The sequence below is a fragment of the Pseudacidovorax sp. genome (assembly GCF_017991995.1).
Taxonomy (GTDB): Bacteria; Pseudomonadota; Gammaproteobacteria; order Burkholderiales; family Burkholderiaceae_C; genus Xenophilus.
In genome coordinates this window covers 34105-60442 of sequence record NZ_JAGOPN010000030.1, presented here as the reverse complement: position 1 = coordinate 60442, position 26338 = coordinate 34105, and the positions used below count along the sequence as shown (strand labels likewise).

Sequence of the window (26338 nt, the reverse complement as noted above, 5' to 3'; positions counted from 1 at the left end):
ATCCAGGAGGTCCACGAAACAGGCTGACAACTACACTTATCCACAGCCGACCATCTCAACGTCGGCTTCCACCCCTGGCTCAATATTCGGTCGGCCCGGTGGCTCACTTTTGCATCGGCGCCCACAGTCCAGCACGTTCTCGCGCGCCTGGGCCGCGCCGACCGAGAACGCACCGGCCCCGAGGTTCGAGAACATGCAGGGCAGCGACGTGGCGGTGTCGGTGCCGCAGGAGGCCACATTGGGGAAGTAGACGGCGCCGGTGCCCGCGAGGTGTCGGTTGGTGTCGCGGCCGTAGCCGCCCAGCGAGAAGTTAGCGGCCCGGGCGGTCTCGCCGACCATCAGCACCATCACTTTTGGTCGCGCGTCGGGCCGCGGGGCCCGCCACGCATCAGATGCCACAGGCATCGGAGCCACGGGAGAACGGATGTTTCCCTTGAAATGGCCGTAGACCGCACGGATGTAGTTGGCCGGCACTAGTTGAAGGCGCAGTTCGCGGTGGTTGCGGAACGTCGTCGCCAAGGTACCGTAGAGCGAGACGGTGAGCAACATCCCCACGCTCGTGGCACCTGCCAGCAGCAGGCCGGTCTGGCCCAGCGTGCGCCACCCCGACGACGACGCCAGTGGCAGCAGCAGGAGCAGCACGGCCGGAACGACGCCCCGAAGGAGCACATCCACGGCGGCTGACCACGAGAGCAACTCCGACACTTCGCGCGCGTCGGTTTCCACGACGTTCCGGATGAGGTTTCGGTCGACCAACACACCCCAGCCATCCACGTAGTGGGCGACGCCCGCGGAAATCACCAGCAAGACCGCGACCACGGTCAGGCCGACACGGTTGCCGACCAGTGGCCTCAACAAGCCTGCCATGAGCAGGATCAGCAAACTGGCGAGGCCTGCTGCGGCCGTCCATTGGTCGAAGCGGGAACCCGGCTGAGCCGAGAGGAAGGTCCGCCAGAAGCCGACGTTGTCCAGCAGGACGATCCAGCCAGCGACGCCCAGGCAAGAAAAAAGGGGCGAAAGCCCCTTTCTTCGCGTGCCGGTCCCGGCGTCGGGTGTGGCGTCGGCTGCGATCACTTCGACGACGACTGGGTCGCCGCCAGACGCTCGACGGGCCACGGCGCTCCACCGCGGCTGACGCGGTCCCAGGCTGGGTGCTTCATGGCCGCCTGGAGGTCGGCGTTGACCTGTTCGCGGGTCAGGCCGGGACCGGTCTTGGCCACGGGCCAGGGCGCGCCGCGGCTGACGCGGTCCCAGGCTGGGTGCTTCATGGCCGTCTGGAGATCGGCGTTGACCTGCTCGCGCGTCTTGGTGGATGCATGCTCAGGGTGGAAGGTGGCCCCGGCTTCTGTGGTTGCAGGGTGGTAAGCGCCGGCCGCCATGGCCGCAGGGGCCAGGAGCAAGGTGGCGGCACCGGCGGCAGCGACGAGGCTGTGGCGAAAGTGGGCTTGCATGGAGGTCTCCTAGACAGATTTATCCGGTCACCTGACCGTGCAACCGACTCTAGAAACCCCGCCCGCCACTTTGCGCACAGCGACATTACATGTGCGTCATCGGGCGGTAATGCAATGACGGCCTCGACACGCCGGTGCATCTATCGTTGCGCCGACCAGTCCGGATGCGGCACAGTTCGGTGATGCCGCCTCCCCACAAGCTCCGTCCGCCTGGTGGTCCATGTCTCGCCGTCGACGCCGTCGGCTATGCGGATGCCGTGTGAGATTTTCCTGTAATTCCAGCGACCAGGCAGCGCGGCCTACGTGCTCTGCCAGCAGCTGGGTCTCATGGCCGCGAGGCGCGGCCAGCAAGGAGGTTCGCGACGATGTGCACCTCAGGGTGCGCCCCATGGACGTACGCCCCTGACTACAGTCCGGACACCCATCCGTCGGCTGACCTTCTTGAAGCTACACGGCCTTGCCGCACTGTCCGCAGAACTTCGCCCTGGCTTGGAGCATCGTGCCGCATTGGCCGCAAGCGAGGGGCGCCGTCGGAGTGCCGCATTGCTGACAAAACTTGACTCGCAGTGGGTTGGTCGCCTGGCAGCTCGGGCAGTCGGTGCCCCAGCCCGCGGGCGCAGGCCCATGAGCGCTGCCGGCACCACCGTACTCATACCCTTTGCGCGCGCCGTGATCGCCACCGCGGTGGTGCCCGCCCAGAAAGCGTTCGAGAAAGCCCATGTCCGGCCCCTTCAGTTCGTAGGTCGCTGGCGTGCAGGCGACCATGTGGCAATGCGCCGACTCATTTCAACGTGAAGCGCACCGACTGCACGGGCTTGCCTTTCAGGCTGATCTGGGCGACAGCCTTGGTGCCAGCCTGGACCGAGAAGCTTCCGCTCGCTCGTAGAGCCGAACCGTCGGACGTCAGTTCGACCTCCTGCTTGTCAGCACCTGTCAGCAGGATCAGCTTCGCTGTGGCACCGGCGAGATCCGGGGTCTTTCCGTGGTCGCTCACATGGAGGCTCAATGCCTGCTTGGAGGCCACGAACTCGTAACTCATGTCCCTCACGACACTCACAACGCCACCGTGGCGCGGCTTGGCTTCGTCGCCATGGTCGCCAGACGCAAGAGCCGCTGTGCTGAACGCCAGCGCCGAGATGGAAAGAAGCTGCTTGATCTTCATGAGGATGATTGAAAGAAATTCCCCTCGGCAGGATGGCCGTGCGAGGGGGTCACGGCGGTGACGTACTACGCCGGCTTGCCGTCAGGGCCCGCCAGTTCGGCATGCGTGGTAGGTCGCTCGAACACCTCTTCTTCTTCGTCACGCGCATGCGCGAGGCGGTAAAGCACGGGTAGCACGAGCAGCGTCAATGCGGTCGACGACAGAATGCCGCCGATGACCACCGTCGCCAGCGGTCGCTGCACCTCGGCGCCCGTGCCCGTGGCAATGGCCATTGGCACGAAGCCGAGCGAGGCCACCAGCGCCGTCATGAGAACGGGGCGCAAACGGGTGATCGCACCCTCGCGGATCGCGGTGTCGAGCGAGGCGCCCTCCTCGCGCAGGTTGCGGACGAAGGAGATCATCACCAGCCCGTTGAGCACCGCCACGCCCGACAGCGCGATGAAGCCGACCGCCGCCGTGATGGACAGCGGGATGTCGCGCAGCCACAGGGCCAGAATCCCACCGGTCAGGGCGAAAGGAATACCCGTGAAGACGATCAGCCCGTCCTTGATGTTCCCAAACATGGCGAAGAGCAGCGTGAACACCAGCAGCAGCGCCACCGGCACGACGACTTGCAGTCGCTGCGTGGCCGATTGCAGGTTCTCGAACTGGCCACCCCAAGTGGTCCAGTAGCCGGTCGGGATCTTCACGCGCTCTTCCAAGGCAGCTGAAGCCTCGGAGACGAAACCGCCGAGGTCGCGCCCGCGCACGTTGGCGCTCACGACGATGCGGCGTTTGCCATTCTCGCGGCTGACCTGGTTGGGGCCCGGCGCCAGCTCCAGCGTTGCCACTTCCGACAGAGGAATGAAGCTGACGCGGTTGGCACTGCCCGCCGCCGTGGACGCCGGCAACGGTATCGGCAGGCGACGGATGGCTTCGATGTTGCCGCGCACGCTCTCGGGCAGGCGCACGATGATGTCGAAGCGACGGTCGCCCTCGAACATGGTGCCGGCTTCGCGGCCGCCAATGGCGGTGGCCAGCGTGTCTTGGACATCCGCGATGTTCAGGCCGTAGCGGGTCGCTTTGTCGCGATCGATGGCCACGGTCAGCATCGGCAGGCCGGTGGTCTGCTCGACCTTGACCTCGGCCGCGCCCGGAATGGCATTGAGCACCTTCTCGATCTCGCCCGCCGTCTTGTTCAGCACGTCCATGTCGTCACCGAAGATCTTGACGGCCACGTCGCTGCGCACGCCTGAGACCAGTTCGTTGAAGCGCAACTGGATGGGCTGTGAGAACTCGTAGCTGTTGCCTGGAATCTTGCCGGCTTCCTCCTGCACGGCCTCCAGCAGCTCCTGGCGGCTGCGCCTGGGCTCCGGCCAGTCCTTTTCCGGCTTCAGCATGACGTAGCCGTCGGAGATGTTCGGCGGCATGGCGTCCGACGCGATCTCGGCGGTGCCCGTGCGCGCGAAGATGCGCTCGATCTCCGGGAATTTCTCCTTCAGCCGCGACTCCAGCCGCTGCTGCATCTGCACCGATTGCGTGAGGCTGGTGCCAGGGATGCGCAGCGCCTGGATGGCGAAGTCACCCTCGTTCAGGCTCGGTATGAACTCACTGCCCAGGCGGGTGGCCAGCAGGCCGCACAGCACCACCGAAATGCCCGCCGCCGTGAGCACGACGGCCTTGGCCCCGAGGGCGCGTGCGAGCAACGGTTCGTAGCCGCGCTTGGCCCATTGCATCAATCGGTTTTCCTTCTCGGTCACCTTCTTGCCAATGAACAAGGCCACGGCAGCAGGGATGAACGTCACCGAGAGGATCATGGCGCCGAGCAGTGCGATGACCACCGTCAGCGCCATCGGGTGGAACATCTTTCCTTCGACCCCGGTGAGCGCAAAGATCGGCAGGTAGACGATCATGATGATCAACTGGCCGAAGAGCAGTGCGCGGCGCGCCTCCTTCGAAGCGGCAAACACCTCGTGGAAGCGTTCGCTGCGCGTCAGGGGCCGCCCGTGGTGCTGTTGCGCGTGGGCAAGGCGCCGCACGCAGTTCTCGACGATCACCACCGCCCCGTCGATGATGATGCCGAAGTCCAGCGCTCCGAGGCTCATTAGGTTGGCGCTGACTTTCTGGTTAACCATGCCGGTGAAGGTGAAAAGCATGGACAGTGGAATGACCATCGCCGTGATGACCGCGGCACGCAGGTTGCCGAGAAAGGCGAACAGCACGGCAATGACCAGGATCGCGCCTTCGAGCAGGTTCTTCTTGACCGTGGCGATGGCCTTGTCGACCAGCACCGTGCGGTCATAGACCGTCACAGCCTCGACGCCTGCCGGGAGGTTCTTGTTGATCTCCTCCATCTTCCTGGCGACCGCTTGCGAGACGGTGCGGCTGTTCTCGCCGATGAGCATGAAGACCGTGCCCAGGACGACCTCGCGGCCGTTGTCAGTCGCTGCGCCCGTGCGCAGCTCCTGGCCTAGCTCGACCTGGGCCACGTCGCGCACGCGCACCGGCGTGCTGCCCGCGCTGGAAAGAATGACGTTGTTGATGTCCTCGATGCTGCGCACCTGGCCCGGCGCACGAATCAGGTACTGCTCGCCGCGGCGCTCGATGTAGCCAGCACCCACGTTGGTGTTGTTGCGCTCCAGCGCCTTCACCACGTCGGCCAACGACAGGCCGTAGGCCGCCAGCCGCTCGGGCAGCGGTGCGATCTGGTATTGCTTGGCATAGCCGCCGATCGTGTTGATCTCGGTGACGCCCGGCACGTTCCGGAGCTGCGGTTTGATGATCCAGTCCTGGATCTCGCGCAGATCGGTGGCGGTGTACGGCGAGCCGTCCACCTTCTTCGCACCCTCTTTGGCTTCGACGGTCCACAGATAGATCTCACCGAGGCCGGTGGAGATCGGACCTGCGACCGGGTGGATGCCGTCGGGCAACTGGCCGGTCGTGGACTGCAGTCGCTCGTTGACCAACTGCCGCGCGAAGTAGATGTCGGTGCCGTCGCGGAAGATCACCGTCACTTGGGACAGGCCGTAGCGAGACAGCGAACGCGTTTCCTGCAAGCCGGGCAACCCGGCCATGACCGTCTCGATGGGGAAGGTGACGCGCTGCTCGGTCTCCAAGGGCGAGTAGCCCGGTGCCGCCGTGTTGATCTGCACCTGAACATTGGTGATGTCCGGCACAGCGTCGATGGGCAGCTTCTGGTAGTTGTAAACCCCCAGGCCGGCCATCGCCAGCACGGCGAGCAGCACCAGCCATCGCTGCTCGATGGCAAAGCGGATGATTTTTTCGAACATGGTCGTGCGGCGCGCCTCAGTGCGTGTGGGTGGCAGAGCCCTTGCCCTGCTCGGACTTGACGACAAAGCTTCCGGCGGCTGCATAGCTGCTCCCTGGCTTCAGGCCTTCAACGATCTCGACGCGTTTGCCGTCCGTGCGACCCAATTGCACGGGCTGCGGGACGAAGCCACCGGGCACTTTGAGGAACACGACCGGCTTGTCGTCGATGGTCTGGATCGCCGACGAGGCCACGCTGACCGGCACGGCCACTTCTTCGGCCACCACCTCGACGTTGACAAAGAGGCCCGGGCGCCAGGCCCCTTGTGGGTTGGGCAGCGTCACGCGGGCGCGCGCCGTGCGCGTCTGCTCGCCGATGAGCGAGCCCACATAGGCCACCGTGCCGTTGGCGGTGGCGTCGAAGGCGCCCGAACGCACCAGCACCTTCTCGCCCACGCGCACACGGGGCAGGTCACGCGCCGGCACGCTCATCTCCGCCCACACGGAAGATAGATCGGAAACGATGAACACCTGCGTGTCCTCGCGCACCGCCTCGCCCAATGCGATGTGCTTCTCGACCACAATGCCGTCGAAAGGTGCGCGCAGTTCGAAGCGCCCCAACGCGCCGGCAGTCGGCGTGGCGCCCAGTGCCAGCAGCTTCTGGTTGGCATTGGCGGCGGCGATCTCGGCTTCGCGCAGCGCCTGCTGCGCCTGCAGCACGTCCTGCTCTGGCGAGATCTTCTCCTCCCACAGCTTCTTCTCGCGCTCGTAGGTGGTCTTGGCCAACTGGCGGCGTTGCAGTGCGGACTGCAGCTCCGAGCGTGTTTCCGAGACTGCGGTGCTGGAGATGACGGCCAGCACTTGCCCCTTCTTTACCTGCTGCCCCAGGTTGGCGCTCACGCTGTCGACCACGCCGGTCACGCGCGGAACGATGTGCGCGGTGCGGTCGTCGTTGAAGCGGATCTCGCCAGGGAACTGCAGGCCACTGCGAATGCTGGCCGGCGAACTGGCGTCCAGCGTGATGCCGGCGGACTGGATCTGGGCGTCGCTCATGGTGACCTTGCCCTCGTCCTTGTTGAAAGCAAAGAGAAAGGACTCCTGAGGCGTCTGTACTTCGAGGGTGGCCTCGAAGATGTGCGGTTCCGCCACCGGCTGGTCGCTGCTCCAAACGCCGTTGGTCAGCACAAATTTCAGTGCCTGCTTCTCGCCGTTAGGACGCGTGAGCGATACCGCCATACGCGTGCCCGCGGGCGTGGCAGGCTGCTTCTTCTCGTAGGTCCAAGCCTTGAAACGCGGCTCGCCACCCTCCTCGGACAGCAACATCTCGACCGAGAATTCGCCATCGACGAAAAGTTGGCCGCCGTTGGGGCCCTTAGCGACGGCTTCTTCGCTGTGGCCAGCCTCGCCCTCGCTTCCATGGCCATGGCCGTCATCGCCCTTCTTGCCCGATTCGTCGCCGTGGCCGCTGTGGCTTTCGGCCGCCGGCTTCTTGCTGTCGGGCTTGGTCATGATGAACACGCCGCCAATCACACCGGCCGCCACGAGCAAGGCGATGATGAGCTTCTGGCCCCGGCGCGACGGGGGTTGAGGGGTGGAGTTCATGGACGTTCCTGGGTCTGGGGAGATGAGGAAGAAGATGCGGTGGCTTCGTCGATGCCCAGCAGACGCTGAAGCTCGGCGACTGATCGGTGGGTCTCGGAGAGGGCACGCAGATACTGCGCGCGCGCCTGCAGCAAGGTCCGCTGCGCGTCCAGCGCCTCGAGGTAGCTGAACTTGCCCAGCTCGAAGCCCTTGGTGGCCGCATCGAAGGCGCTTTGGGCGCCAGGCAGCACCTCGTCGCGCAGCGTCGTCACCTCGGCCAGGGTGGTCTCGATGCGCTGGCGCGCAGCCAGTGCCTCGGTGCGCACGCGCAGTTCGGTCGCGCGGGCCGTGTCTTCGGCCTTGTCCTGGCGGCGCAGCGCCTCTTGGATGTTGCCGCGGTTGGTATCGAAGATGGGCAGCGGAATTGAGATGCCGACGATGGCCTGGTTGCGGGCCAGTTCGGTGGGCCGCGTCGCACCCAGCGTCAACGTGATATCGGGGATCCGCTTGGCGCGCTCCAAGTCGGCCAGTGCCTCGAAGCGACGGATCTCCAGCCGCGCCTCACGCACGGCCGGCGCCGCGTCGATGCGAGCCGTAACCTCGTCCGCAGAAACCGGTCGCGGCGTCTGTAGCGCATTGCCATCCACGGCACCGATTGCGGGGCCCGGTCCGATGGCGCCGCGAAGCTGCGCCAGGCTGGTGCGCAACTCGCCCTGGGCCTGCACGAGTTCCAGGCGCACGCCGGCCTCGGCAACTTTCGCCTTGGTCTCTTCCACGGGCGAAACCTTGCCGGCGGTGACGCGCTTATTCGCCGCATCGGAGCCGCGGCGTGCAAGATCGAGCGACGCCTGTGCAAGCGTCACCCGCTCCTGCGCCACCAATACGGCGAAGAACGCAGCCGTGACGTTCGCTTTCACGTCTACCCGCTTGGCCTCAAGTTGCGACTTCGTGATGTCAATGGCCCGGTCGGCGGCTGCGATCCGTGCGGAGCGCTTGCCGCCCAGCTCGATGGGCTGCGACAGCGTGACGGTCGAGGTGCGCGTCTCGCGCCGTTGATCCTCGATCTGCGCCTCCAGCGTCGGGTTCGGAAATGCGCCGGCCTGGACGCGTGCACCCTCGGCCGCCAGCGTCTCGTTGCGTGCGGCGGCCAGCTCCGGGTTGCCATCCAGTGCCAGCCTCCAAGCCGCGGCCAAGGTCAGCGCAGGAGTGGCGGACGCCGTGGCGCCCGGCACCGACGCCGGCGGAGAAGACTGAGACAGCGCTGAGCCGCTGGCAAACGCCAGGATCGCCAGCCCAATCGGCGCAATAGACCTACGCATTAATAATCTCCAAGGGGAAGGGGCTGCCCGGAGCGGGCAACCTGAAAAAAATTCAGACGAGTGGCGTCAGGCGGCCGCCGGGCTCCACGTCAGTGATTCCTGGGCCATTTGGGCCGGTCGATGGCCGGAGCAGCCCGGCCCCAGGCGACCTGCTCGGTGCGAGGCGGATAGGCGTTGCGGTCGGTCAGTTGGCCAAGATGCATCCACGCGAAGGCCGGCGCCAGAGCCGGTGCATGGCAGTGGGCGTCGCCGGGTACACATCCATTTACCGACACGGCCACATGGTCGATGGACTCAGCCTCGTTGCCGCCGACCCCGGCCTGGATTGACGTCACCTCGTGGCCGTCGTACTGCCCCACCGACGCCCAGCCGAACTGGACTGGCAGAATGGCGAGCAGCAGGATGAGGAGCAAGCGGCGCATGGTGTGTCCGGGACGTTCCAGAGATCAGAACCGGTGGTCGCCGGAAGCCATCTTGCATGGCACCTTTTCGACCTGAAGCGTCGTGTGGTGCAGGCCGAATTTGTCTTCCAGCATCTTGGTGGCGGTACGGGTGATCTCGTCGGCATTGCCCTTGGCGCTCACCAGATGGGCGCTCAGGCTGGTCTTGCCGCTGGTCAGCGACCACAGATGCAGGTCGTGGACGGAATCGACGCGGGGCATGGCGGCGAGTGCTTGGCGCACCTGCGTCAGGTCGATGCCGCTGGGTACGCCTTCCAGCAGGATGTTCACGCTGTCGCGCAACAGCACCCAAGTGCGGGGCAACACCCACAGGCCGATCAACACCGCGATGGCGGAATCCACCCATGCCCAGCCAGTGAAGCGGATCACGATGGCGCCAACGATCACGCCCAAGGAGCCGAGCATGTCGCTCCAGACTTCCAGGTAGGCGCCCTTGACGTTCAGGCTCCCGTCCTTGGCTGCTGCCAGCAGCTTCATGCTGACGAGGTTGATGACCAAGCCCAGCGTCGCAATGACTAGCATTCCCGTCGACTCGATGGTCGGCGGCGACTTGATGCGCTGGTAAGCCTCGAACAGGATGTAGATCGCAACGCCGAACAGCAGCAGCGCGTTGAAGGCGGCGGCCAGAATCTCGAAGCGGTGGTACCCGAATGTCCGCTTGGCATCAGCCACCCGCCTGCCCACGCGGATGGCAGCCAAGGCGATGGCGAGTGCTGCTGCGTCGGTGAACATGTGGGCCGCGTCGGAGATGAGCGCGAGGCTGCCGGTGACGATGCCACCGATGACCTCTGCCACGAGAAAGGTACTGGTGAGCACCAAAGCGATCCACAGCGGCCTCTCCTTGCCGGGTTCAATCGCCGCTGGTGCGTGGGAATGGGCGTGGCCACTGGACATAGTCAGAGGGTGTTGGAATGTGAATTTGTCTGACGACTGCTGCGGTCCACTACAGGTGGTGGATCGGCAGATTCCGGGCCTTTTGGAGCCTGGGGATGGAGATCGTAGGAAAACTGCCCGCAGCCTTCCTAACGGCCAGATTACAAATATGTAATATTGAGATTTCTGCGATCTCCCCGGTCGCCGCTAATTAGTGCGCGCGCCGACAATGGGAACTGGGGACTCGCCGATGTGAATATGACGTCGGCGCGCCGATACAGGGGTGGCTGCAAACGCCGTCGAGCCTGGGGTCATGCCTCGCCCTGTGCCGAATACCAACCGGCACCCCGTGGAACCGCGCAAATAATCGAACTGGGGAGTTGGCGTCGAGCGTCGGCCGATAAAACGGACAAGTAAACCGGACGCCTTGGCCTCCCCAGAACCGCCTATGCCCCACACCGCGTGAGCACGCGTTCATGCGCGGGTTGCCAACAGAAAAGTTGCCGGAAGTGATGCTGCGAGCATGGGCCCGTGGGTTACGCCGGGATAGCTCCGATGCTCCACCTCCATGCCACGACGGCGATTCAACGTCGCGGCAAGCCGAAAACCGCTGTCTGCAGCCACAGAGGCGCGAGCCTTCTGGCGGCTGGCCAATAGTGCGGCGTCGACATCGGTCGGTCCTTGCACCCTTGGTCGTTGATCTGCAATCGAGTCGCCCTGCATGATCAGCAGCCGTGTGGTTGCACGGTCTGTCGGCAACGGCGCAGGCGATTCAGCTTCGCGCAGCACGAAGCCGCCTTGCCACCATAGCGAGGGGTCTGCGGCGGCGTAGCGCGTGAAGATGTCCGGCCGGCGCAGCAGCGCATGCAGCGCAAACAGTCCGCCGTATGAGTGCCCCCAGAGCGTGCGCCGGGCCGGATCAGTCGGTCCCAACACCTGCGCCGCTGCAGGGAGGACCCGGTCCGCGATGAACCCGAGGAAGGCATCCGCGCCACCGCCGCGCCGACCGCGGGCCTCGTCGTCCCAGGTAGGGCCATCCGTGCGCACGGGCGGTGTGTAGTCGTAGGCCCGCCGCTCGACATCGAAGCGCAGGTCGCTGTCTGGGCCGATGGTCACCAGCGCCACGGCCTGCCCACCTTCCGCCAGCGCGTCGAGCATCGGGGCCGTGATCGTGTCGGCCACAGCATTGCCGTCCAGCAGGCAAAGCAGCGGATGCGTAATTGCTGCCGCTCGGCGGGGCTGGGCGAGCCACAGACGATAGCGCTGGCCGTCGGCCGCGGCCAACGAAAGTCGCTCGAACCGGTAGTGCGCGCTGTCCTGGCGATCCCACGGCGTGGGGCCGAGGCGCTGATTCGGATCGAACTTGGCCGGGGCCGGGGAGGCTGTCGCTGGAGTTTCCAGCGGCATCGCCGTAGATTGGGCGAAGGCGGTCATCGGCAGGCCTGGGCCCGCCAGTGCCCCCAGGCCCGCCAGCAGGAGTTGCCGTCGGATGTTCGTCGGGGATGCGGTGCCCGATGAGTCGGCAATGGAGATGGGTTGCGCGAGGTCAGGCAAACGGGAGATGGGCATCTGAGCAAAATTGCTGAGCGCGCCTGCCGAGGATGCCTCGCGACTGCGAGGCCGAGTGCTGGAGGCGCGATCCGCCGCGAGCGACAGAGGATGGTTGAACAAAGACGGCCGGGGCCGACGGTGCGAGGCGGCGAACTGGGAACGTCTGGGAGACATCGTGTACCTCCAGGTTGGCAGTCGGGAATCGCCGAGACCGGATTCTCGGCCTAAATTTGAATGATTCTCAACAACAACCAAGAGGTGCTGTCGCGCGCAATGAGCGACGTAGCCAGAAGCCGGCACCTCACATCACCTGTCTGAGGAGAAGGCTTTGAGCCACCACCATCCGTTGTCCGCGGCTGATCGTCGCCGTGCGCGTCAACACGTCCGTGCCGTCCATACTTCGCCGGACTTGCAGAAGCAGTCCATGCCGGTTCGCCTCGGCGTGCTGCTTGCCGGTCTCATTGCGGCTGGGGCGTTGCATGCGCAGCCTCAGGCTTTGTCCACGGCCATCATTGACCTGCCCGAGCAGACGCTGGGCGCCTCGCTCGCCACGTTAGCGCGCCAAACCGGACAGCGCATCGATTTTCCAGCCGACACGGCGAGCGCACTGCGAGCCCCTGCCGTGCACGGCAAGCTTCCAATCGATCAAGCCTTGGCCCGCCTCTTGGCCGGGTCCGGCTGGCAAGCCCATGCGCGGGCCGATGGGGGTTGGGAAGTGCGGCCTGCCCCCGCTGCTGCGAACGAGATCCTGACGGGCGGTGCCCCCACGCTGGGCGCCATCACCGTGACCGCCACCTCGGTCAGTGGTGCACCGCCGGTGTACGCCGGCGGCCAAGTCGCCAAGGGCGCGCGACTCGGGATCCTGGGCAACACCGCCATCATGGACGCGCCCTTCAGCATCACCGGCCCGTTTGCTGCCCACGTAGACGTTGCAGTCGTCGGCATAGCGTGCGAAGCAGTAGCCCCGCGCCTCTAGTGCCTTGTCCACTTCGTCGAGCAGCACGTTGGCCAGCAGCGGGCTCAGCGGCCCACCTTGCGGCGTGCCCTGTTCTCGCTCCACCTTGACTCCACCATCCATGATCCCGGCATCCAGGTACGCACGGATCAGCCGCAGCACGGCTGTATCCGCGATGCGCTTGCCGAGCCGCCCCATCAGAATGTCGTGGTTGACCCGGTCGAAGAATTTCGCCAGGTCCACGTCCACGACCACACGCTTGCCGGACTGGACGTAAGCCCGCGCGGCTTTGACCGCGTCGTGCGCATTCCTGCCCGGTCGGAACCCGTGGCTGTGGTCGCTGAAGGTGGGGTCGATCAGCGGCTGCAGCACTTGCAGCAGTGCCTGCTGGATCAGTCGGTCCGTCACCGTCGGGATGCCCAGCTCGCGCTGGCTGCCCCCGGGTTTGGGGATCGTGACCCTGCGCACCGGCTGTGGCCGGTATTTGCCTGCCAGCAACTCCTGGCGGATTCGCGGCCACGTCGTTTGCAGCAGACGATGGGTCTGCTCGATGTCGAGCCCGTCCACGCCCGCCGCGCCCTTGTTGGCCTTGACCCGCCTCCAGGCCACCCGCAGGTTCTCTCTGGTCAGCGCCGCCTCCAGCAGGGGGCCAGCCCCTGCCATCGGCATTGCCGACCCTGTGCCCTGGTGTTCATGGGACGGGCCGCAGGCTTCGTCGCTGGCAGGTTCTCGCCCGGCTTCACCGCACGCGCTGCCCACCCGCCCGCATCGCTGCGGCATCTGACGCATGGCCTTCGACATTCCCGCGATCCTCGGTCACTCGCTCTCGTTCGGTCCTTCGCTTCTCGCTGGCGGCCTCGGCGGCCCCGCTACCCGGCTACTACGACCTCTGCTGACTTCTCGCTGCGGCACAGCCGTCGCCCTTTCAGGCGTGAGGCGAGATCTCCCCAGGTAAGAACGCACTCCTTCACTGCACAACCGCCGGATCTACGCCGCCTGACCCTTGATCACGAGAGCTTCGCGGTTCATGGCCCGCTCGCCCTGGTCGGCTTCGCCTTCTATCCGGTTCTTGTTCATCGGCTCGCAGCTTCGCTCCGCGCTTCCTCTCCACACTCGGTCGCCCTCATGCAGTTGCGCTTCGCTTCGTTCGCTGTGATCAACTTACGGCGGGACTTGCACCCGCAAGAGTGCGCCCATGCTGGGCGCACCAAAAAAAAGCCGCAACCTTGCGGTTTGCGGCTTTGCATTTTGTGGGACTTTTTGTGGGACAGATTGCTGAGTCCTCACCCAAGTGATTGTTTTTAAATAGATACTGGCGGAGAGGGTGGGATTCGAACCCACGGTACGGGGAAACCGTACGCCTGATTTCGAGTCAGGTACATTCGACCACTCTGCCACCTCTCCACAAGCTGTGCGATTCAGTCGAAGCCTTGCATTATAGCCAGGCTTTTGGCCCGCAGGGAAGCGGGCCGCAGCGATTCGATCAAGCGCGCAGCACGGCCTGGTTGCCAAGGTAGGGGCGCAGCGCCTTCGGAATGGCGATGCTGCCGTCGGCCTGCTGGTGGTTCTCCAGCACCGCGACCAGCGCACGGCCCACGGCCAGGCCGGAGCCGTTGAGGGTGTGCAGCAGCTCGTTCTTGCCTTGCGCGTTCTTGAAGCGGGCCTGCAGCCGGCGCGCCTGGAAGGCCTCGCAGTTGGAGACCGAGCTGATCTCGCGGTAGGTGGCCTGCGCCGGGATCCACACTTCCAGGTCGTAGGTCTTGGACGAACCGAAGCCCATGTCGCCCGTGCACAGCAGCACCACGCGGTAGGGCAGATCCAGCGCCTGTAGCACCGCCTCGGCATGGCGGGTCATTTCTTCCAGCGCGTCGTAGCTCTTCTCGGGGTGCACGATCTGCACCATCTCGACCTTGTCGAACTGGTGCTGGCGGATCATGCCGCGCGTGTCGCGGCCAGCGCTGCCCGCTTCGGAGCGGAAGCAGGGCGTATGCGCCGTCAGGCGGATCGGCAGTTGCGACTCGGGCACGACGGTGTCGCGCACGAAGTTGGTCAGCGGCACCTCGCTGGTGGGAATGAGGTAGAGCGCGGACAGGTCGGGCACCGGCTCGCCATCCTGGCCGCCCTTTTTGGCGGCGAAGAGGTCGCCCTCGAACTTGGGCAGTTGGCCCGTGCCGCGCAGCGTCTCGCCGTTGACGATGTAGGGCACGTAGCACTCGGTGTAGCCGTGCTGCTCGGTCTGCAGGTCGATCATGAACTGCGCCAGCGCACGGTGCAGGCGGGCGATGGCCCCCTTCATGACGGTGAAGCGCGAGCCGGCCAGCTTGACGCCCATCTCGAAGTCCAGGCCCAGCGGTTCGCCCAGTTCCACATGGTCCCGCGGCGTAAAGCCGAGCTGGGGCGCGTTGCCGCCCTCCCCACCCTGCGGGCTCCAGCGCCGCACCTCGACGTTGCCGGCTTCGTCCTCGCCCTGCGGCACGCTGTCGTGCGGCAGGTTGGGCACGGCCAGCAGCAGGGTCTGCAGTTCGGGCTGCAGCGCGTCGAGGCGCACGGCGGACGACTCCATCTCGGCCTTGAGCGCGTTGACCTCGGCCATCAGCGCATCGACCGACTCGCCCTTGGCCTTGAGCGGGCCGATCTGCTTGTTCAGCGCGTTGCGGCGGGCCTGGATCTCCTCGGTGCGCGTCTGCAGTTGCTTGCGCTCGGCTTCCAGGGCGGAAAAGCGCGCGACGTCGAGGTAGGGCTGGTTCTTCTTGCGGGATTCGAGGCGCGCGACGACCGAAGGCAGGTCCTTGCGCAGGAGAGTGATGTCGAGCATCGGCTCATTGTAGGAAACGGCCCTGCGTCGCCTGCGTAAGCGCATCGCGGTCGGCGTCGCTGGCAAAGGCGGCGCTGGCCCGCTCGAAGGCCTGGCGGGCCATGGCGTCGATGGCCTGGGCGTGAGCGGGCGCGGCCCCGGCCAGCGCGGCCAGCGTCTTCTGCAGGCGGATCGATACCTCGATGGCGCCGGTGCCGTCGCGCGCCAGCGGGCGGAATGCGTCTTCCAGCAGGTCGGCCGTGGTGGGCAGCGGCACGAAGACGCGGTCGCACTCGGTCGCGTCCGATGCATCGTCAGTGCGCTCGAGCACCGCCCGGAAGGCGCGGTGCTGCGCATCGATCACTTCGATGGCGGTGCCCGCGTCGTTGACCGCCGCCGACAGCGCGCGGCTGCCGATCTCGGCCAGGGTGACCAGGCCCAGCCGCGGGTCGTGGTCGAAGCTGCGGTGGCGCTCGACGGTGAAGGCACGGGCCAGCGCGGCGCGGCAGTCGTCGTCGCCAGCGCCTTCGGCCCGCAGCAGCGGCCGCTGTGGATGCACCAGCGTACCGGGCAGCACGGCCACGTGCAGGCGCAGGTCGGCCTGCGCGGCGATGCGCTGCAGCGCGCCCACGTCCACATGGGTGACGTAGCCGGTCCGCTCGCCGAAGACCGGCCAGGCTTCGGCCGGCACCACCACGGCCGGATGCCCACCCAGGTGCGGCGCTTCGCGCCAGTCGCGGATGGCGTCAATGGCCGCGCGCTCCACGCGGTCGATCACGTCGGACATGCGGCCGAAGGCCGTGAGGTGCGCGATCCAGCGCAGCAGCGTGAACACGATCAGCGCCACCACGGCCAGCGTGCCCACGAACAGGATCACCCGGCCGCGGTCGCCGTAGAAGCCGGTCGAGAGGGCAATGATCCCGACGATGGAGAACAGGAAGGCGCCCAGAAAGGTCGAGAGCGCGTTCTGCGAGGTCGGGTCCTGGATCAGCAGCTGCGTGGCGCGCGGCGTGGCCAGCGTGGTGGCGGAGGAATAAGCCGACACCATGGCCGTGAGCGAGAAGGTGGTCACCGCCAGCATCGACGAGGCCAGGATCTGCAGGATGCCGCCCACCGAGTCCTGGCCGATGTTGCCCTCGAAGTGCTCCGGCAGCCAGGGCGCCAGGTAGCGCGCCGCCACCGCCAGCAGCACGGCCACCAGGCTGAAGACGACCGAGCGGAACCAGATGCGCCGCGCCGTGCGGCGCAGCAGCAGTCGCCAGGAAGGCAGGCTCATGGTGCGGGCGCCGGACTCAGGCGACCGTCGCCGGATCGACGTTGGCGCCGCACACGATCAGGCACACGCGCTGGCCGGGCTGCAGGCGCACGGCGCCACTGTGCAGCGCCGCCAGCGGCAGCGCGGCGGCGGCCTCGACGGCCAGCTTCATCTCCTTCCACAGCCATTGCTGCGCGTCGCGGATGGCGGTCTCGGTCAACAGCAGCGCCTCGGGCACATGTTGCTTCGCGATCTCCCAGGCGATGCGGCCGATGCGGCCCGCGCCCAGCGAATCGGCGGCCAGGCCGCCCACGGCCACGTCGACCGGCTCGCCGGCTTCTCGGGCACGGTAGAGCGTGGGCGAGCCCTCGGGCTCCAGTGCGATCACGCGCGTGCGGTTCTCGAACCAGCCGACCAGGCCGCCGATCAGGCCGCCGCCGCCCACGCTGACCAGCACCGCATCGGGCACGCCGCCAGCCTGCGCTTCGATCTCGCGGCCCAGCGTGCCGGCGCCCGCCACCACTTCGGCCTGGTCGTAGGCATGGGTGAGCAGCGCGCCCGTGGCCTGCTGGCGGGCCAGGCAGGCTTCGAGCGCATCGGCATACAGCTGGCCGACCACGTTGACCGTGGCACCCAGGTCGCGCAGCTTCTGGCGCTTGGCTTCGGGCGAGACGCCGGGCAGGAAGACCTCGCAGGGCACGCCCAGCGCGCGCGCCGCACCCGCGGTGGCGATGCCGGCATTGCCGCCGGAAGCGACGATCACACCCGCCTCGGGAATGGGGTTGGCCAGCAGGCGGTTCATCATGCCGCGGGCCTTGAAGCTGCCGCCGGACTGCAGGTGCTCCAGCTTGAGCCAGACCTCGGCGCCGGGCGCGTCCAGGCCCAGGGCCGAGGCGGGCAGTCGCCACAGCGGCGTCTCGCGCACGAAGCCGCGGCCCTGCCGCTGCAGGCGCTGGGCGGCCGCCTCGATGTCGGCGCGCCAGCTCACGGAGTCGGGCGAATCGTGCGAAGAAGAGGTCGAAGTCGTCATGGGTGGTCCATAAGTGGCACCGGCCGCATCATGCGGCCGGCTGGCGGGAGACCTCGCGCCGCGCGCCTGCGCGCTGCGGATGGCGTCCGGGAAGGATCAGGAGATGTGCTGCGGCGGCGGCTGGTCGTCCAGCTTGAGGCCCTTGGGCAGCGGGAACTTGAGGTGCTCCTCCACGCCCGGCAGGCTGCGCACCGACACGGCGCCCAGCGACCTGATGCGGTCGATCACCTCGCGCACCAGCACCTCGGGCGCCGAGGCACCGGCCGTGAGGCCCACGCGCGTCCGGTCCTCGAACCATTCGGCCTTCAGCTCGGCGGCGGAATCGACCATGTAGGCCGCGGTGCCCAGCCGTTCGGCCAGCTCGCGCAGGCGGTTGCTGTTGGAGCTGGTGGGGCTGCCCACCACGATCACCACGTCGACCTGCGGCGACAGCAGCTTGACCGCGTCCTGCCGGTTCTGCGTGGCGTAGCAGATGTCCTGCTGCTTGGGCTCGCGCACCTTGGGAAAGCGCGCGCGCACGGCAGCGGCGATTTCGGCGGCGTCGTCCACGCTCAGCGTGGTCTGGGTGACCACGGCGAGCTTGTCGGTCTGGCCCGGCTGCACGCGGCCGACGTCCTCCACGTCTTCGACGAGATGGATACCGCTGGAGAGCTGGCCCATCGTGCCCTCGACCTCGGGGTGCCCCTTGTGGCCGATCATGATGAACTCGTAGCCTTCCTTCGCCAACTTGGCCACCTCGACATGCACCTTGGTCACCAGCGGGCAGGTGGCGTCGAAGATCGAGAAGCCGCGCGCGCGGGCCTCGTTCTCCACCGCCTTGCTCACGCCGTGGGCGCTGAAGACCAGCGTGGCGCCGGGCGGCACCTCGTCGAGCTCCTCGATGAAGATCGCGCCCTTGGCCTTGAGCTCGTTCACCACATAGGTGTTGTGCACGATCTCGTGACGCACATAGATCGGCGCGCCGAACTTGGCGAGGGCCCGCTCCACGATCTCGATGGCGCGGTCCACGCCGGCGCAGAAGCCGCGCGGCTCGGCCAGGAGGATTTCGTTGAGCGCGGTACCGGTGGTCATCACAGGACGCCGATCAGGCGCACCTCGAAAGTCACCGGCTGGCCTGCCAGCGGATGGTTGAAGTCGAACTGCACCGCGCTGTCCGACAGCGCGATCACGGCGCCCGCATAGCTGCCCGCGCCATCGGGCGTGGGGAACTGCACCACGTCGCCGACGGTGTACTGCTCGTCGGGGTCGCCCAGCTGCGCGAGCAGCGTGCGCGCCACCCATTGCTGCATCTCGGCATTGCGCTCGCCGAAGGCCTCGCCGGCCGGCAGATCGAAGGTGGTGTGCGTGCCTTCTTCCAGGCCCAGCAGGCGCTGTTCGACGGCAGGCGAGAGTTCGCCTGCGCCCAGCGACAGCGTGGCAGGCTTGTCGTTGAAGGTGTTGATGATGTCGCCGGCCGGGCCGGCCAGGCGGTAGTGCAGCGTGAGGAAGGAGCCGGGCTGCACCACGGGGATTTGGGTGGACGAAGACAAGGGAGGCCCCCGATAAACTGGCCCGCGAGTTTAAAGGAGGGGGGTTGGGCCGCCGTGCCGTAGGGCCGTCGACGCCGCAACCCCCAAGGGAGGAACCTCATGGCATTCCACGACCTGCCGGCCGATGCGCGCCCGCGGGAAAAGCTGCTCGCGCGCGGGCCCGCCGCCCTGAGCGACACCGAACTGCTGGCGCTGCTGCTGCGCACCGGCCTGGCGGGCCGGCATGTGCTGCAGCTTGCGCAGGACGTGCTCGACGCCTGCGGCGGCATTGCCGGCCTGCTGCATGCCGACGGCGAGGCGCTGCGCAGGATCCGCGGCCTGGGCGGCACCGCCAAGCGGGCCGAGCTGCTGGCGGTGATGGAGCTGGCCCGCCGCGCCATGGCGCAGCGGCTGGCCGAGCGCCCGGCCTTCGAGACGCCCGACGCCGTCGCGCAGTACCTGCAGCTGCACCTGGCCCACAAGCCGCACGAGGTGTTCGCGGTGCTGTTTCTCGACACCCGCCATCACCTGCTGGCGATGGAGGAGCTGTTCCGCGGCACGCTGGCACAGACCAGCGTCTACCCGCGCGAGGTGGTGCAGCGCGCCCTGCACCATGGCGCCGCGGCCGTCGTGCTGGCCCACAACCACCCCAGCGGCGACGTGCAGCCCTCGCGGGCCGACCAGCAGCTCACCGACGCGCTCAAGGCCGCGCTGGCCCTGCTCGACATCCGCGTGCTGGACCATGTGATCGTGGGCCCGGGCCGCTTCCTGTCGATGGCGCAGCAGGGACTCGTCTGACCCGCGGCGCCCCTGCCGCGGGGCCGTGAGACACTGCCCCGATGCCCCCAAAGACCCCGGCCCTGAAGAGCTTGGCCGACCTCAAGCAGGTCCAGCGCCAGCTGGCCGAGGACCGCGCGCGCGAGGCGGCCGAGGCCCTGCGCCAGAAGCAGCTGGAAGAGCAGCGCCAGGCGCGCCAGAACCTCTTTGCCCGCGCCATCGGCGCCGACACGGGCGCCACCAAGCCGCTCAAGCACAAGCCCATGGTCGTGCTGGCCAAGGAGCGGCCGGCGCCGGTGGCCACGCAGTTCCACCTGGACGAGGCCAAGGCGCTGCGCGAAGCGATCAGCGACGAGTTCGACGTGACGACGCTGCTGGACGCCGACGACCAGATGAGCTTCCGCCGCCCCGGCGTGGGCCTGGACGTGACGCGCCGGCTGCGTTCGGGCGACTGGTCCATCCAGCGCCAGCTGGACCTGCATGGCCTGCGCAGCGACGAAGCGCGCGAGGCGTTGGGGGGCTTCATCCGCGAGGCCCACCGCCACGGCGTGCGCTGCGTCCGCGTGGTGCACGGCAAGGGCCTGGGCTCGCCCGGCAAGCAGCCGGTGCTCAAGACCAAGGCGCAGCGCTGGCTGATCCAGAAGAAGGAAGTGCTGGCCTTCGTGCAGGCCAAGCCGGCCGAAGGCGGCGCCGGCGCACTGGTGGTGCTGCTGGCGCCGGCGGGGCGCTGAAGGAAGGCGGGGCGCTCACACGCCCTTGTTGCGCATCCAGTCCGCCGTCTGGAAGAAGGAGTCGCGCAGGCGCGCGCGCAGGGCCTCGGGCACGGCGGTCTCGCCCATCGCCTGGTCCATGCAGGCGAGCCACTGGTCGCGCTCCTTGATGCCGATGGGAAAGGGCATGTGCCGCGCCCGCAGGCGCGGGTGGCCGAAGCGCTCGGTGTAGTGCTGCGGCCCGCCCATCCATCCCGTGAGGAACCACGTCAGCCGCTGCCGGGCGTTGTCCAGGCTGGGTCCGTGGGCGGCGCGCAGATCGGCGTACCCGGGCTCCAGTTCCATCAGGTCGTAGAAGCGCTCGACCATGGCGCGGATCTTGTCTTCGCCGCCGATCCACTCGAAGACGGTGTCGTAGGGCGGCTTTTCCTGAATCTGCATCGGTGGATTGTCGGCCGCCCAGCCAAATGCCCAGATTCAGTGCGCGCGTACGCCCCCAACGCCGCTGGCCACTGGCACATGTTTTGCTCGTTTTAGTTCTTCATATTGAAATCAGTTCAATATATTGAACAAGGAGTGATGAGCATGACCATGAGCGACGCTTTCTCCCGACGCCATTTCCTTGGCGCCGCCTCCTCGCTGACGGTGGGTCTTGCCCTGCCGGCGCGGGCCGCGGGAGGCTTCACCTCCACCGTCTTCGGCGGCGTCTGGGAGAAGAACTACCGCGCCGCCATCGTCGACAGCTTCGAGAAGAAGCTGGGCGTGAAGGTCGCGCTCAAGCTGGGCACCGCCAGCGAATGGCTGACCAACGGCATGGTCAACCGGGCCAGGCCGGAGATCGACATGCTGCTGCTGCCCTATCCAGACAGCATCAAGGCGGTGCGTGCGGGCATCGGCATGCCGCTGTCGCCCGACAAGATCCCCAACATCCGCAACGTGCACCCGATGTGGTTCGACCAGTTCCGCAAGGAGGCGGTGGGCCTGGACTACGTGGCCTACGGCATCGCCTACCGCACCGACCTGGTGAAGAAGCCGCCCGAAGCCTGGAGCGACCTGTGGGACCCGGCCCTCAAGGGCCGGGTCACGGTGCCCCACATCGGCGTCTGGGGCAGCTGGGAGATGCTGGTCGCCGCCGCCCGCACGCGCGGCGGCGACGAGAGCAACCTCGACCCTGGCTTCAAGGCCCTGCGCGAGCTGCGTCCCAACATCCGGCGCTTCTTCAGCGGCTCCACCGACGCGATGCAGATGCTCGACACCGGCGAGGTCTCGGTGGTGGCGATGACCACCAACATCCCGGCCTACGCACTCATCGACAGCGGCAAACCCGTCAAGTTCGTCTTTCCCAAGGACGGCTCGATGGTGGGCATGGTCTCTTACCACGTGGCCCGCAACACGGCCAATGCCGAGCTGTGCATGCAATTCATCGACCATGCGCTGAGCAAGGAGGCGCAGGAGGCCTTCTGCAACGCCGTGATCGCCGGCCCCACCAACCGCCTGGCCCGCCTGAGCGGCAAGGCGGCCGAGCGCGTGCCGGCGCTGGAGCAGCTCAAGCTCTTCGACTGGGGCAAGGTCATTCCGCAGATGTCGGAGATCACCGACCGCTGGAACCAGGAGATCGCAGGTTGATCGCCGCGCAACTCACGCAAGAGGTGGTGCAGGACGCCGCACCCTTCGCCACGGCACTGGTGATTCCCGCCACGGCCACGCTGCGCGACGCGCAGCCGGCCGCGCTGGCGGACCTGGCAGGGCTCCTGGAGGCCGCGCGTGCCGCCCAGGTCTTCACCGTGTTCATCGCCCCGGTGGAGCAGGCCTTCGCCTGGCCGCCGACGCTGGCCCCGCAGCCCGGGCCGCACGAGTTCGTGGTCCGCGCGCCCGATACCGGCGCCTTCGGCGCCAGCACGCTCAACCTGCTGCTGCGCGCCAACGCGATCGAGCAGTTGGTGGTGGCGGGCCTGCAGCTGGACCTGGCCCTGGCCAGCCTGCTGCGCGATGCCCGCGCGCGAGGCCTCCAGGCGCAGGCCGCTGTGGACGTCCCGACGATGCATGCCATCGTGCAGCGATGGCCTGCAGGATCGGATGCCCCGCGCAGCTGGCAGCCGCAGGTCAAGCATGCGCGCTGGCTGCGCACGCTGGAGCAGCGCCTGGCCCCCGCCCACACCGCCCTGCTGCTGATCGATGTGCAGAACGACTTCGTGAGCCCCGAGGGCGCCACCGGGCGACGCGAGGCCATGCCGCTGGTGCAGGCCGCCGTGGCGCGGATGCCCGCCCTGCTGGAGGCGGCGCGCACCGCCGGCTGCACCGTCGTGCATGTGCATGCCGAGTACGGCCAGCACGTGCGCCACGTCGGCTCGCCCTACCGCTTTCCGAGCGCGCTGACGCGCGAGGGCGCCGTCTGGAGCCTGTCGGCCGCCGAGGTGGACGACGCGCACCAGTTCGCGCCCGGCGAGGTCGAGGTCTGCCTGCCCGGCAGCTGGGGCGGCCGCGCCTTGGAAGTGGTGGCGCCGCAGCCCGGAGAGCTGCAGATCACCAAGCACCGCTTCAGCGCCTTCGTCGACACGCCGCTGGAGGTGATGCTGCGCGCCCGCGGCATCCGCACGCTGATCGTGGCCGGCGTGACCACCAACTGCTGCGTGGAGTCCACGGTGCGCGATGCCTCCATGCTGGACTTCCACGTGGTGGTCGCGGAGGACGCCGTGGGCGTGAAGAACTCGGTGGTGGCGCTGCACGAGGCGTCGCTCGAGCAGATGCGCACCTACTTCGCGCGGGTCGAACCCGTGGCCCGCATCGCGCAGGCGCTGCAGAGCCACGCACTGCCGGCAGAGGCCAGTCCATGAGTGCCCACGCCGCCGTGCTGGCGCCCGACTCCCTGACCGTCGTCGCGCCGGCCCGGCGCGCGCCGCCGGTGGGCCTGCTGGTGCTGCCGGGCCTGGCCCTGCTGGTGCTCGGCCTCTTCCTGCCGCTGGGCCAGGTGCTGTGGATGAGCCTGAATCCGGCCGAGCCCGGCGTCATCGCGCCGGTTGGCGAGCTGACGCTCGCCAACTACGCCCGGCTGATGCGCAGCGACTTCTACCTGGGCATCGTCGGCCGCACGCTGTGGCTGTCGGCGCTGACCACCCTGCTCACGGCCGTGTTCGGCATGGTGCTCGGCCTGTCGGTCTGGCGGGCACGGCCGTCGGTGCGGGGCATGCTGCTGGTGATGATCCTGGCGCCCCTGCTGGTGAGCATCGTCGCGCGCACCTACGGCTGGGTCGTGCTGCTGGGCGACAGGGGCGCGCTCAACACCACGCTCATGGCGCTCGGCCTCACGGACGAACCGCTGCGCATCATGTACACCCAGCCCGCCGTGCTCATCGGGCTGGTGCATGTGTTCCTGCCCTTCATGGTGCTCTCGCTGCTGGGTGCGCTGGACCGCATCGACCCCTCGCTCACCGAGGCCGCGGCCACGCTCGGCGCCTCGCGCTGGCATGTCTTCCGGCATGTGATCCTTCCCCTGTCGGTGCCGGGCCTGGCCAGCGGCACGATCATCGTGTTCAGCCTGTCGATGTCCTCGTACGTGACGCCGGCGCTCATGGGCGGCAGCCGCTCGGGGCTGATGACCACCTTCATCTACCAGCAGTTCTCGGTCACGATGAACTGGCATTTCGGCGCCACCATGGTGGCCGTGCTGCTGGCCGCCACGCTGGCCCTGCTGCTGGCCGTGGTGGGCTGGAGCCGCTGGTACACGCGCCAATGGAGCCTGGCCCGATGAACTGCCTTCTCTCTGCCGGCATGCGCGCATTGACCGTGCTGCTCTACGTCTTCCTTCTCGCGCCGCTGGCGATGGTGGTGATCGTGTCCTTCAACGGCGGGCCGGTGCCCAGCTTTCCGCCCACCGACCTGTCGCTGCGCTGGTATGGCGAGGCCCTGGCCTCGGACAACTTCATGGGCGGCCTGGTCACCAGCCTCTGGCTGGCCGCGGCGGCCACGCTGGTGGTGCTGCCGGTCGGCGTGGCCGCAGCCTTCGCCATCGCGCGCGGGCGCTGGCCCGGTCGCACGCTGGTGGAGTCGCTGTTCCTGTCGCCGCTGATCGTGCCGGGCATCGTGATCGGCATCGCGGTGCTGGTGGCCATGGCGGGCCTGGGCATCGGCAACGCGCCGCTGCGGCTGCTGCTGGGCCATGCGCTGATCGTGCTGCCCTACACGCTGCGCACCGTGCTGGCCACGCTCGCCCGCATGGACCCGACGCTGGAGGAAGCCGGCATGGTGTTCGGCGCCTCGCGCTGGCAGGTGCTGCGCCACATCCTGCTGCCGCAGCTGCGTGGCGCCATCGCGGCCGGCGCCATCCTGAGCTTCATCCTCTCCTTCGACGACGTCTCGGTCTCGCTCTTCCTCGGCAGCGCCCAGCACACCACACTGCCCATCGCCATCATGTCCTACATGCAATACAACTTCGACCCGTCCATCGCGGCGATCTCCGCCATGCTGATCCTCGCCACGCTGGCCATCGCCCTGGGCGTCGAGCGCGTGTTCGGCCTCAAGAAGATCCTGGGGAGCTGAGCATGGCCCATGTCCGCGCCGAACGCCTGCGCAAGAGCCACGGCAGCCAGCTGGTGCTCGACGACATCTCGCTGGACATCCCCAGCGGCCGGTTCCTCACGCTGCTGGGCCCGAGCGGCTGCGGCAAGAGCTCGACGCTGCGCATCGTGGCCGGGCTCTCTTCGCCCGATGCCGGCCGCATCCTGATCGACGAGCGCGACGTCACCCGGCTGGAGGTGCAGAAGCGCAACATCGGCATGGTGTTCCAGAGCCACGCGCTGTTCCCGCACATGTCGGTGAACGAGAACGTGGCCTTCGGCCTGCGCATGCGCAAGGTCTCCGGCGCCGAACAGCAGCGCCGCGTGCGGCGTGCCCTGGCGCAGGTGCGGCTGGAGGACTTCGGCGAGCGTTTTCCGCAGCAGCTCTCGGGCGGCCAGCAGCAGCGCGTGGCCATCGCCCGCGCGCTGGTGGTAGAGCCGAGCATCCTGATCCTCGACGAGCCTTTCGGCGCGCTCGACCGCAAGCTGCGCGAGGCCATGCAGACCGAGCTCTACGGCATCACGCGCGAGCTGGGCATCACCGCCCTGTTCGTGACCCATGACCAGGAAGAGGCGCTGATGCTCAGCGACAGCGTGGCCGTGATGAACCGCGGCCGCATCGAGCAGGTCGGCCCGCCGGCCGAGCTGTACGAACAGCCGCGCAACCGCTTCGTCGCGGAGTTCATGGGCCTGGGCAACTTCGTGCGCGCGCGGCTGGAGCAGGCTGGCCCGCAGGGCAGCGTGCTCAGTGCCTTCGGCCAGCGCTTCGAGGCGCCGGCCAGCGCGCTGCCCGCGGGCAGCGAGGTGGAGATCGCCGTGCGGCCCGAGCGCATCCGGCTGGCCCCGCAGGCCCAGGACACCTCGGCCCGCGTGTGCGGCCGCCTGACCCAGGCGATCTACCACGGCCATGCCTCGGACTACACCGTGCAGCTGCCCGACGGGCAGCAGTTGCTGGTGCGGCAGGAGAGCGCCGGCCAGGCCCCGCTTTCCGTCGGCACCGAGGTGTGGGCGCATTGGCCGCCGCTGGCCGTGAACATCCTCGAAGCGGCGTGAGCGGCGGCGCAGCCATTCCCGAGCGCTCCCGCGTCGCAGGCGAAGCCGGAGGTTCAACC

Annotated in this window: 25 protein-coding genes, 1 tRNA gene and 1 pseudogene; 8 read left to right on the top strand and 19 right to left on the bottom strand. The window is 67.7% G+C overall.

Annotated features, from left to right (window positions below; all coding sequences use genetic code 11):
* Window positions 1-36: 36 nt before the first annotated feature.
* The 11 genes from KBC94_RS27855 to KBC94_RS27805 all read right to left on the bottom strand — a co-directional run bounded on the left by KBC94_RS27855 (window position 37) and on the right by KBC94_RS27805 (window position 12125).
* Complete coding sequence (locus tag KBC94_RS27855) at window positions 37-1074, bottom strand: phosphoethanolamine transferase domain-containing protein (protein WP_294378476.1); 1038 nt, start codon at window positions 1072-1074, stop codon at window positions 37-39.
* Complete coding sequence (locus KBC94_RS27850) at window positions 1071-1451, bottom strand: DUF4148 domain-containing protein (RefSeq protein WP_294378473.1); 381 nt, start codon at window positions 1449-1451, stop codon at window positions 1071-1073. Before KBC94_RS27850 ends, KBC94_RS27855 begins: the two co-directional genes overlap by 4 nt.
* Before the next feature lie 447 nt (window positions 1452-1898).
* Window positions 1899-2171: a zinc ribbon domain-containing protein gene (locus KBC94_RS27845; protein ID WP_294378485.1), complete on the bottom strand. Its 273-nt coding sequence runs from the start codon at window positions 2169-2171 to the stop codon at window positions 1899-1901.
* A gap of 61 nt (window positions 2172-2232) precedes the next feature.
* Window positions 2233-2613: a hypothetical protein gene (locus KBC94_RS27840; protein WP_294378471.1), complete on the bottom strand. Its 381-nt coding sequence runs from the start codon at window positions 2611-2613 to the stop codon at window positions 2233-2235.
* Between the two features lie 65 nt (window positions 2614-2678).
* Complete coding sequence (locus tag KBC94_RS27835; protein ID WP_294378482.1) at window positions 2679-5882, bottom strand: CusA/CzcA family heavy metal efflux RND transporter; 3204 nt, start codon at window positions 5880-5882, stop codon at window positions 2679-2681.
* A gap of 16 nt (window positions 5883-5898) precedes the next feature.
* Entirely contained in the window at window positions 5899-7461 is a 1563-nt protein-coding gene (locus KBC94_RS27830) for an efflux RND transporter periplasmic adaptor subunit (RefSeq protein ID WP_294378468.1), read from the bottom strand.
* Window positions 7458-8633, bottom strand: a complete 1176-nt coding sequence (locus KBC94_RS27825; protein WP_294378465.1) for a TolC family protein — start codon at window positions 8631-8633, stop codon at window positions 7458-7460. The genes KBC94_RS27830 and KBC94_RS27825 overlap by 4 nt, the downstream gene beginning before the upstream one ends.
* A 215-nt stretch (window positions 8634-8848) precedes the next feature.
* Window positions 8849-9181 (bottom strand): hypothetical protein, encoded by a 333-nt coding sequence (locus KBC94_RS27820; RefSeq protein ID WP_294378462.1) that lies wholly within the window; start codon window positions 9179-9181, stop codon window positions 8849-8851.
* Window positions 9182-9205: 24 nt separating this feature from the next.
* A complete protein-coding gene (locus tag KBC94_RS27815) occupies window positions 9206-10114 on the bottom strand; it encodes a cation diffusion facilitator family transporter (RefSeq protein ID WP_294378459.1) in 909 nt (302 codons plus the stop codon).
* 453 nt (window positions 10115-10567) lie between these two features.
* A complete protein-coding gene (locus KBC94_RS27810) occupies window positions 10568-11662 on the bottom strand; it encodes an alpha/beta hydrolase-fold protein (RefSeq protein WP_294378455.1) in 1095 nt (364 codons plus the stop codon).
* 283 nt (window positions 11663-11945) lie between these two features.
* Window positions 11946-12125, bottom strand: coding sequence for a hypothetical protein (locus KBC94_RS27805; protein ID WP_294378453.1), 180 nt, complete (start codon window positions 12123-12125; stop codon window positions 11946-11948).
* Here KBC94_RS27805 and KBC94_RS28900 point away from each other — a divergent pair.
* Window positions 12069-12287 (top strand): annotated as a pseudogene (locus tag KBC94_RS28900) (hypothetical protein); the annotation flags it as partial. The gene KBC94_RS27805 and the pseudogene KBC94_RS28900 sit on opposite strands and share 57 nt — an antisense overlap.
* Here the strand turns inward: KBC94_RS28900 and ltrA are convergent.
* From ltrA to KBC94_RS27770, 7 genes are all read right to left on the bottom strand, one after another.
* Window positions 12198-13400 carry a group II intron reverse transcriptase/maturase gene (gene ltrA, locus KBC94_RS27800; RefSeq protein WP_294378451.1) on the bottom strand — a complete coding sequence of 401 codons (1203 nt, stop codon included), beginning with the start codon at window positions 13398-13400 and terminating at the stop codon, window positions 12198-12200. The pseudogene KBC94_RS28900 and the gene ltrA overlap by 90 nt on opposite strands.
* 512 nt (window positions 13401-13912) lie before the next feature.
* A tRNA-Ser gene (locus tag KBC94_RS27795) sits at window positions 13913-14003 on the bottom strand.
* A 79-nt stretch (window positions 14004-14082) separates the two neighbouring features.
* Window positions 14083-15414, bottom strand: coding sequence for a serine--tRNA ligase (gene serS / locus KBC94_RS27790; RefSeq protein WP_294378448.1), 1332 nt, complete (start codon window positions 15412-15414; stop codon window positions 14083-14085).
* Window positions 15415-15418: 4 nt separating this feature from the next.
* Window positions 15419-16669: a DUF2254 domain-containing protein gene (locus KBC94_RS27785; protein ID WP_294378445.1), complete on the bottom strand. Its 1251-nt coding sequence runs from the start codon at window positions 16667-16669 to the stop codon at window positions 15419-15421.
* A gap of 16 nt (window positions 16670-16685) precedes the next feature.
* The gene (locus KBC94_RS27780; protein ID WP_294378443.1) at window positions 16686-17678 is read right to left on the bottom strand and encodes a threonine/serine dehydratase; all 993 of its coding nucleotides are present in this window, start codon (window positions 17676-17678) and stop codon (window positions 16686-16688) included.
* A 96-nt stretch (window positions 17679-17774) separates the two neighbouring features.
* Complete coding sequence (gene ispH, locus KBC94_RS27775) at window positions 17775-18749, bottom strand: 4-hydroxy-3-methylbut-2-enyl diphosphate reductase (protein ID WP_294378440.1); 975 nt, start codon at window positions 18747-18749, stop codon at window positions 17775-17777.
* Entirely contained in the window at window positions 18749-19207 is a 459-nt protein-coding gene (locus KBC94_RS27770; RefSeq protein ID WP_294378438.1) for an FKBP-type peptidyl-prolyl cis-trans isomerase, read from the bottom strand. The genes ispH and KBC94_RS27770 overlap by 1 nt, the downstream gene beginning before the upstream one ends.
* A 99-nt stretch (window positions 19208-19306) precedes the next feature.
* On the opposite strand from KBC94_RS27770, the gene radC reads away from it, so the two are divergent.
* Together radC and KBC94_RS27760 are read left to right on the top strand one after the other, a co-directional pair.
* On the top strand, window positions 19307-19984 hold the full coding sequence (radC, locus tag KBC94_RS27765) for a DNA repair protein RadC (RefSeq protein WP_294378435.1): 678 nt from the start codon (window positions 19307-19309) through the stop codon (window positions 19982-19984).
* 41 nt (window positions 19985-20025) lie between these two features.
* Window positions 20026-20694 carry a Smr/MutS family protein gene (locus KBC94_RS27760; protein WP_294378432.1) on the top strand — a complete coding sequence of 223 codons (669 nt, stop codon included), beginning with the start codon at window positions 20026-20028 and terminating at the stop codon, window positions 20692-20694.
* Window positions 20695-20709: 15 nt separating this feature from the next.
* Here the strand turns inward: KBC94_RS27760 and KBC94_RS27755 are convergent, their stop codons facing one another.
* Window positions 20710-21114 carry a group II truncated hemoglobin gene (locus KBC94_RS27755; RefSeq protein WP_294378429.1) on the bottom strand — a complete coding sequence of 135 codons (405 nt, stop codon included), beginning with the start codon at window positions 21112-21114 and terminating at the stop codon, window positions 20710-20712.
* A 150-nt stretch (window positions 21115-21264) separates the two neighbouring features.
* Between KBC94_RS27755 and KBC94_RS27750 the strand changes: the two genes are divergently transcribed.
* The 5 genes from KBC94_RS27750 to KBC94_RS27730 are packed head-to-tail and all read left to right on the top strand — an operon-like array spanning window position 21265 to window position 26279.
* Entirely contained in the window at window positions 21265-22299 is a 1035-nt protein-coding gene (locus KBC94_RS27750; RefSeq protein ID WP_294378427.1) for an ABC transporter substrate-binding protein, read from the top strand.
* Window positions 22296-23507 (top strand): isochorismatase family protein, encoded by a 1212-nt coding sequence (locus KBC94_RS27745; RefSeq protein ID WP_294378424.1) that lies wholly within the window; start codon window positions 22296-22298, stop codon window positions 23505-23507. The genes KBC94_RS27750 and KBC94_RS27745 overlap by 4 nt, the downstream gene beginning before the upstream one ends.
* Window positions 23504-24421 carry an ABC transporter permease gene (locus tag KBC94_RS27740; protein WP_294378422.1) on the top strand — a complete coding sequence of 306 codons (918 nt, stop codon included), beginning with the start codon at window positions 23504-23506 and terminating at the stop codon, window positions 24419-24421. The genes KBC94_RS27745 and KBC94_RS27740 overlap by 4 nt, the downstream gene beginning before the upstream one ends.
* A complete protein-coding gene (locus tag KBC94_RS27735; protein ID WP_294378419.1) occupies window positions 24418-25209 on the top strand; it encodes an ABC transporter permease in 792 nt (263 codons plus the stop codon). Before KBC94_RS27740 ends, KBC94_RS27735 begins: the two co-directional genes overlap by 4 nt.
* A gap of 2 nt (window positions 25210-25211) precedes the next feature.
* Window positions 25212-26279: an ABC transporter ATP-binding protein gene (locus KBC94_RS27730; RefSeq protein WP_294378417.1), complete on the top strand. Its 1068-nt coding sequence runs from the start codon at window positions 25212-25214 to the stop codon at window positions 26277-26279.
* Window positions 26280-26338: the final 59 nt, after the last annotated feature.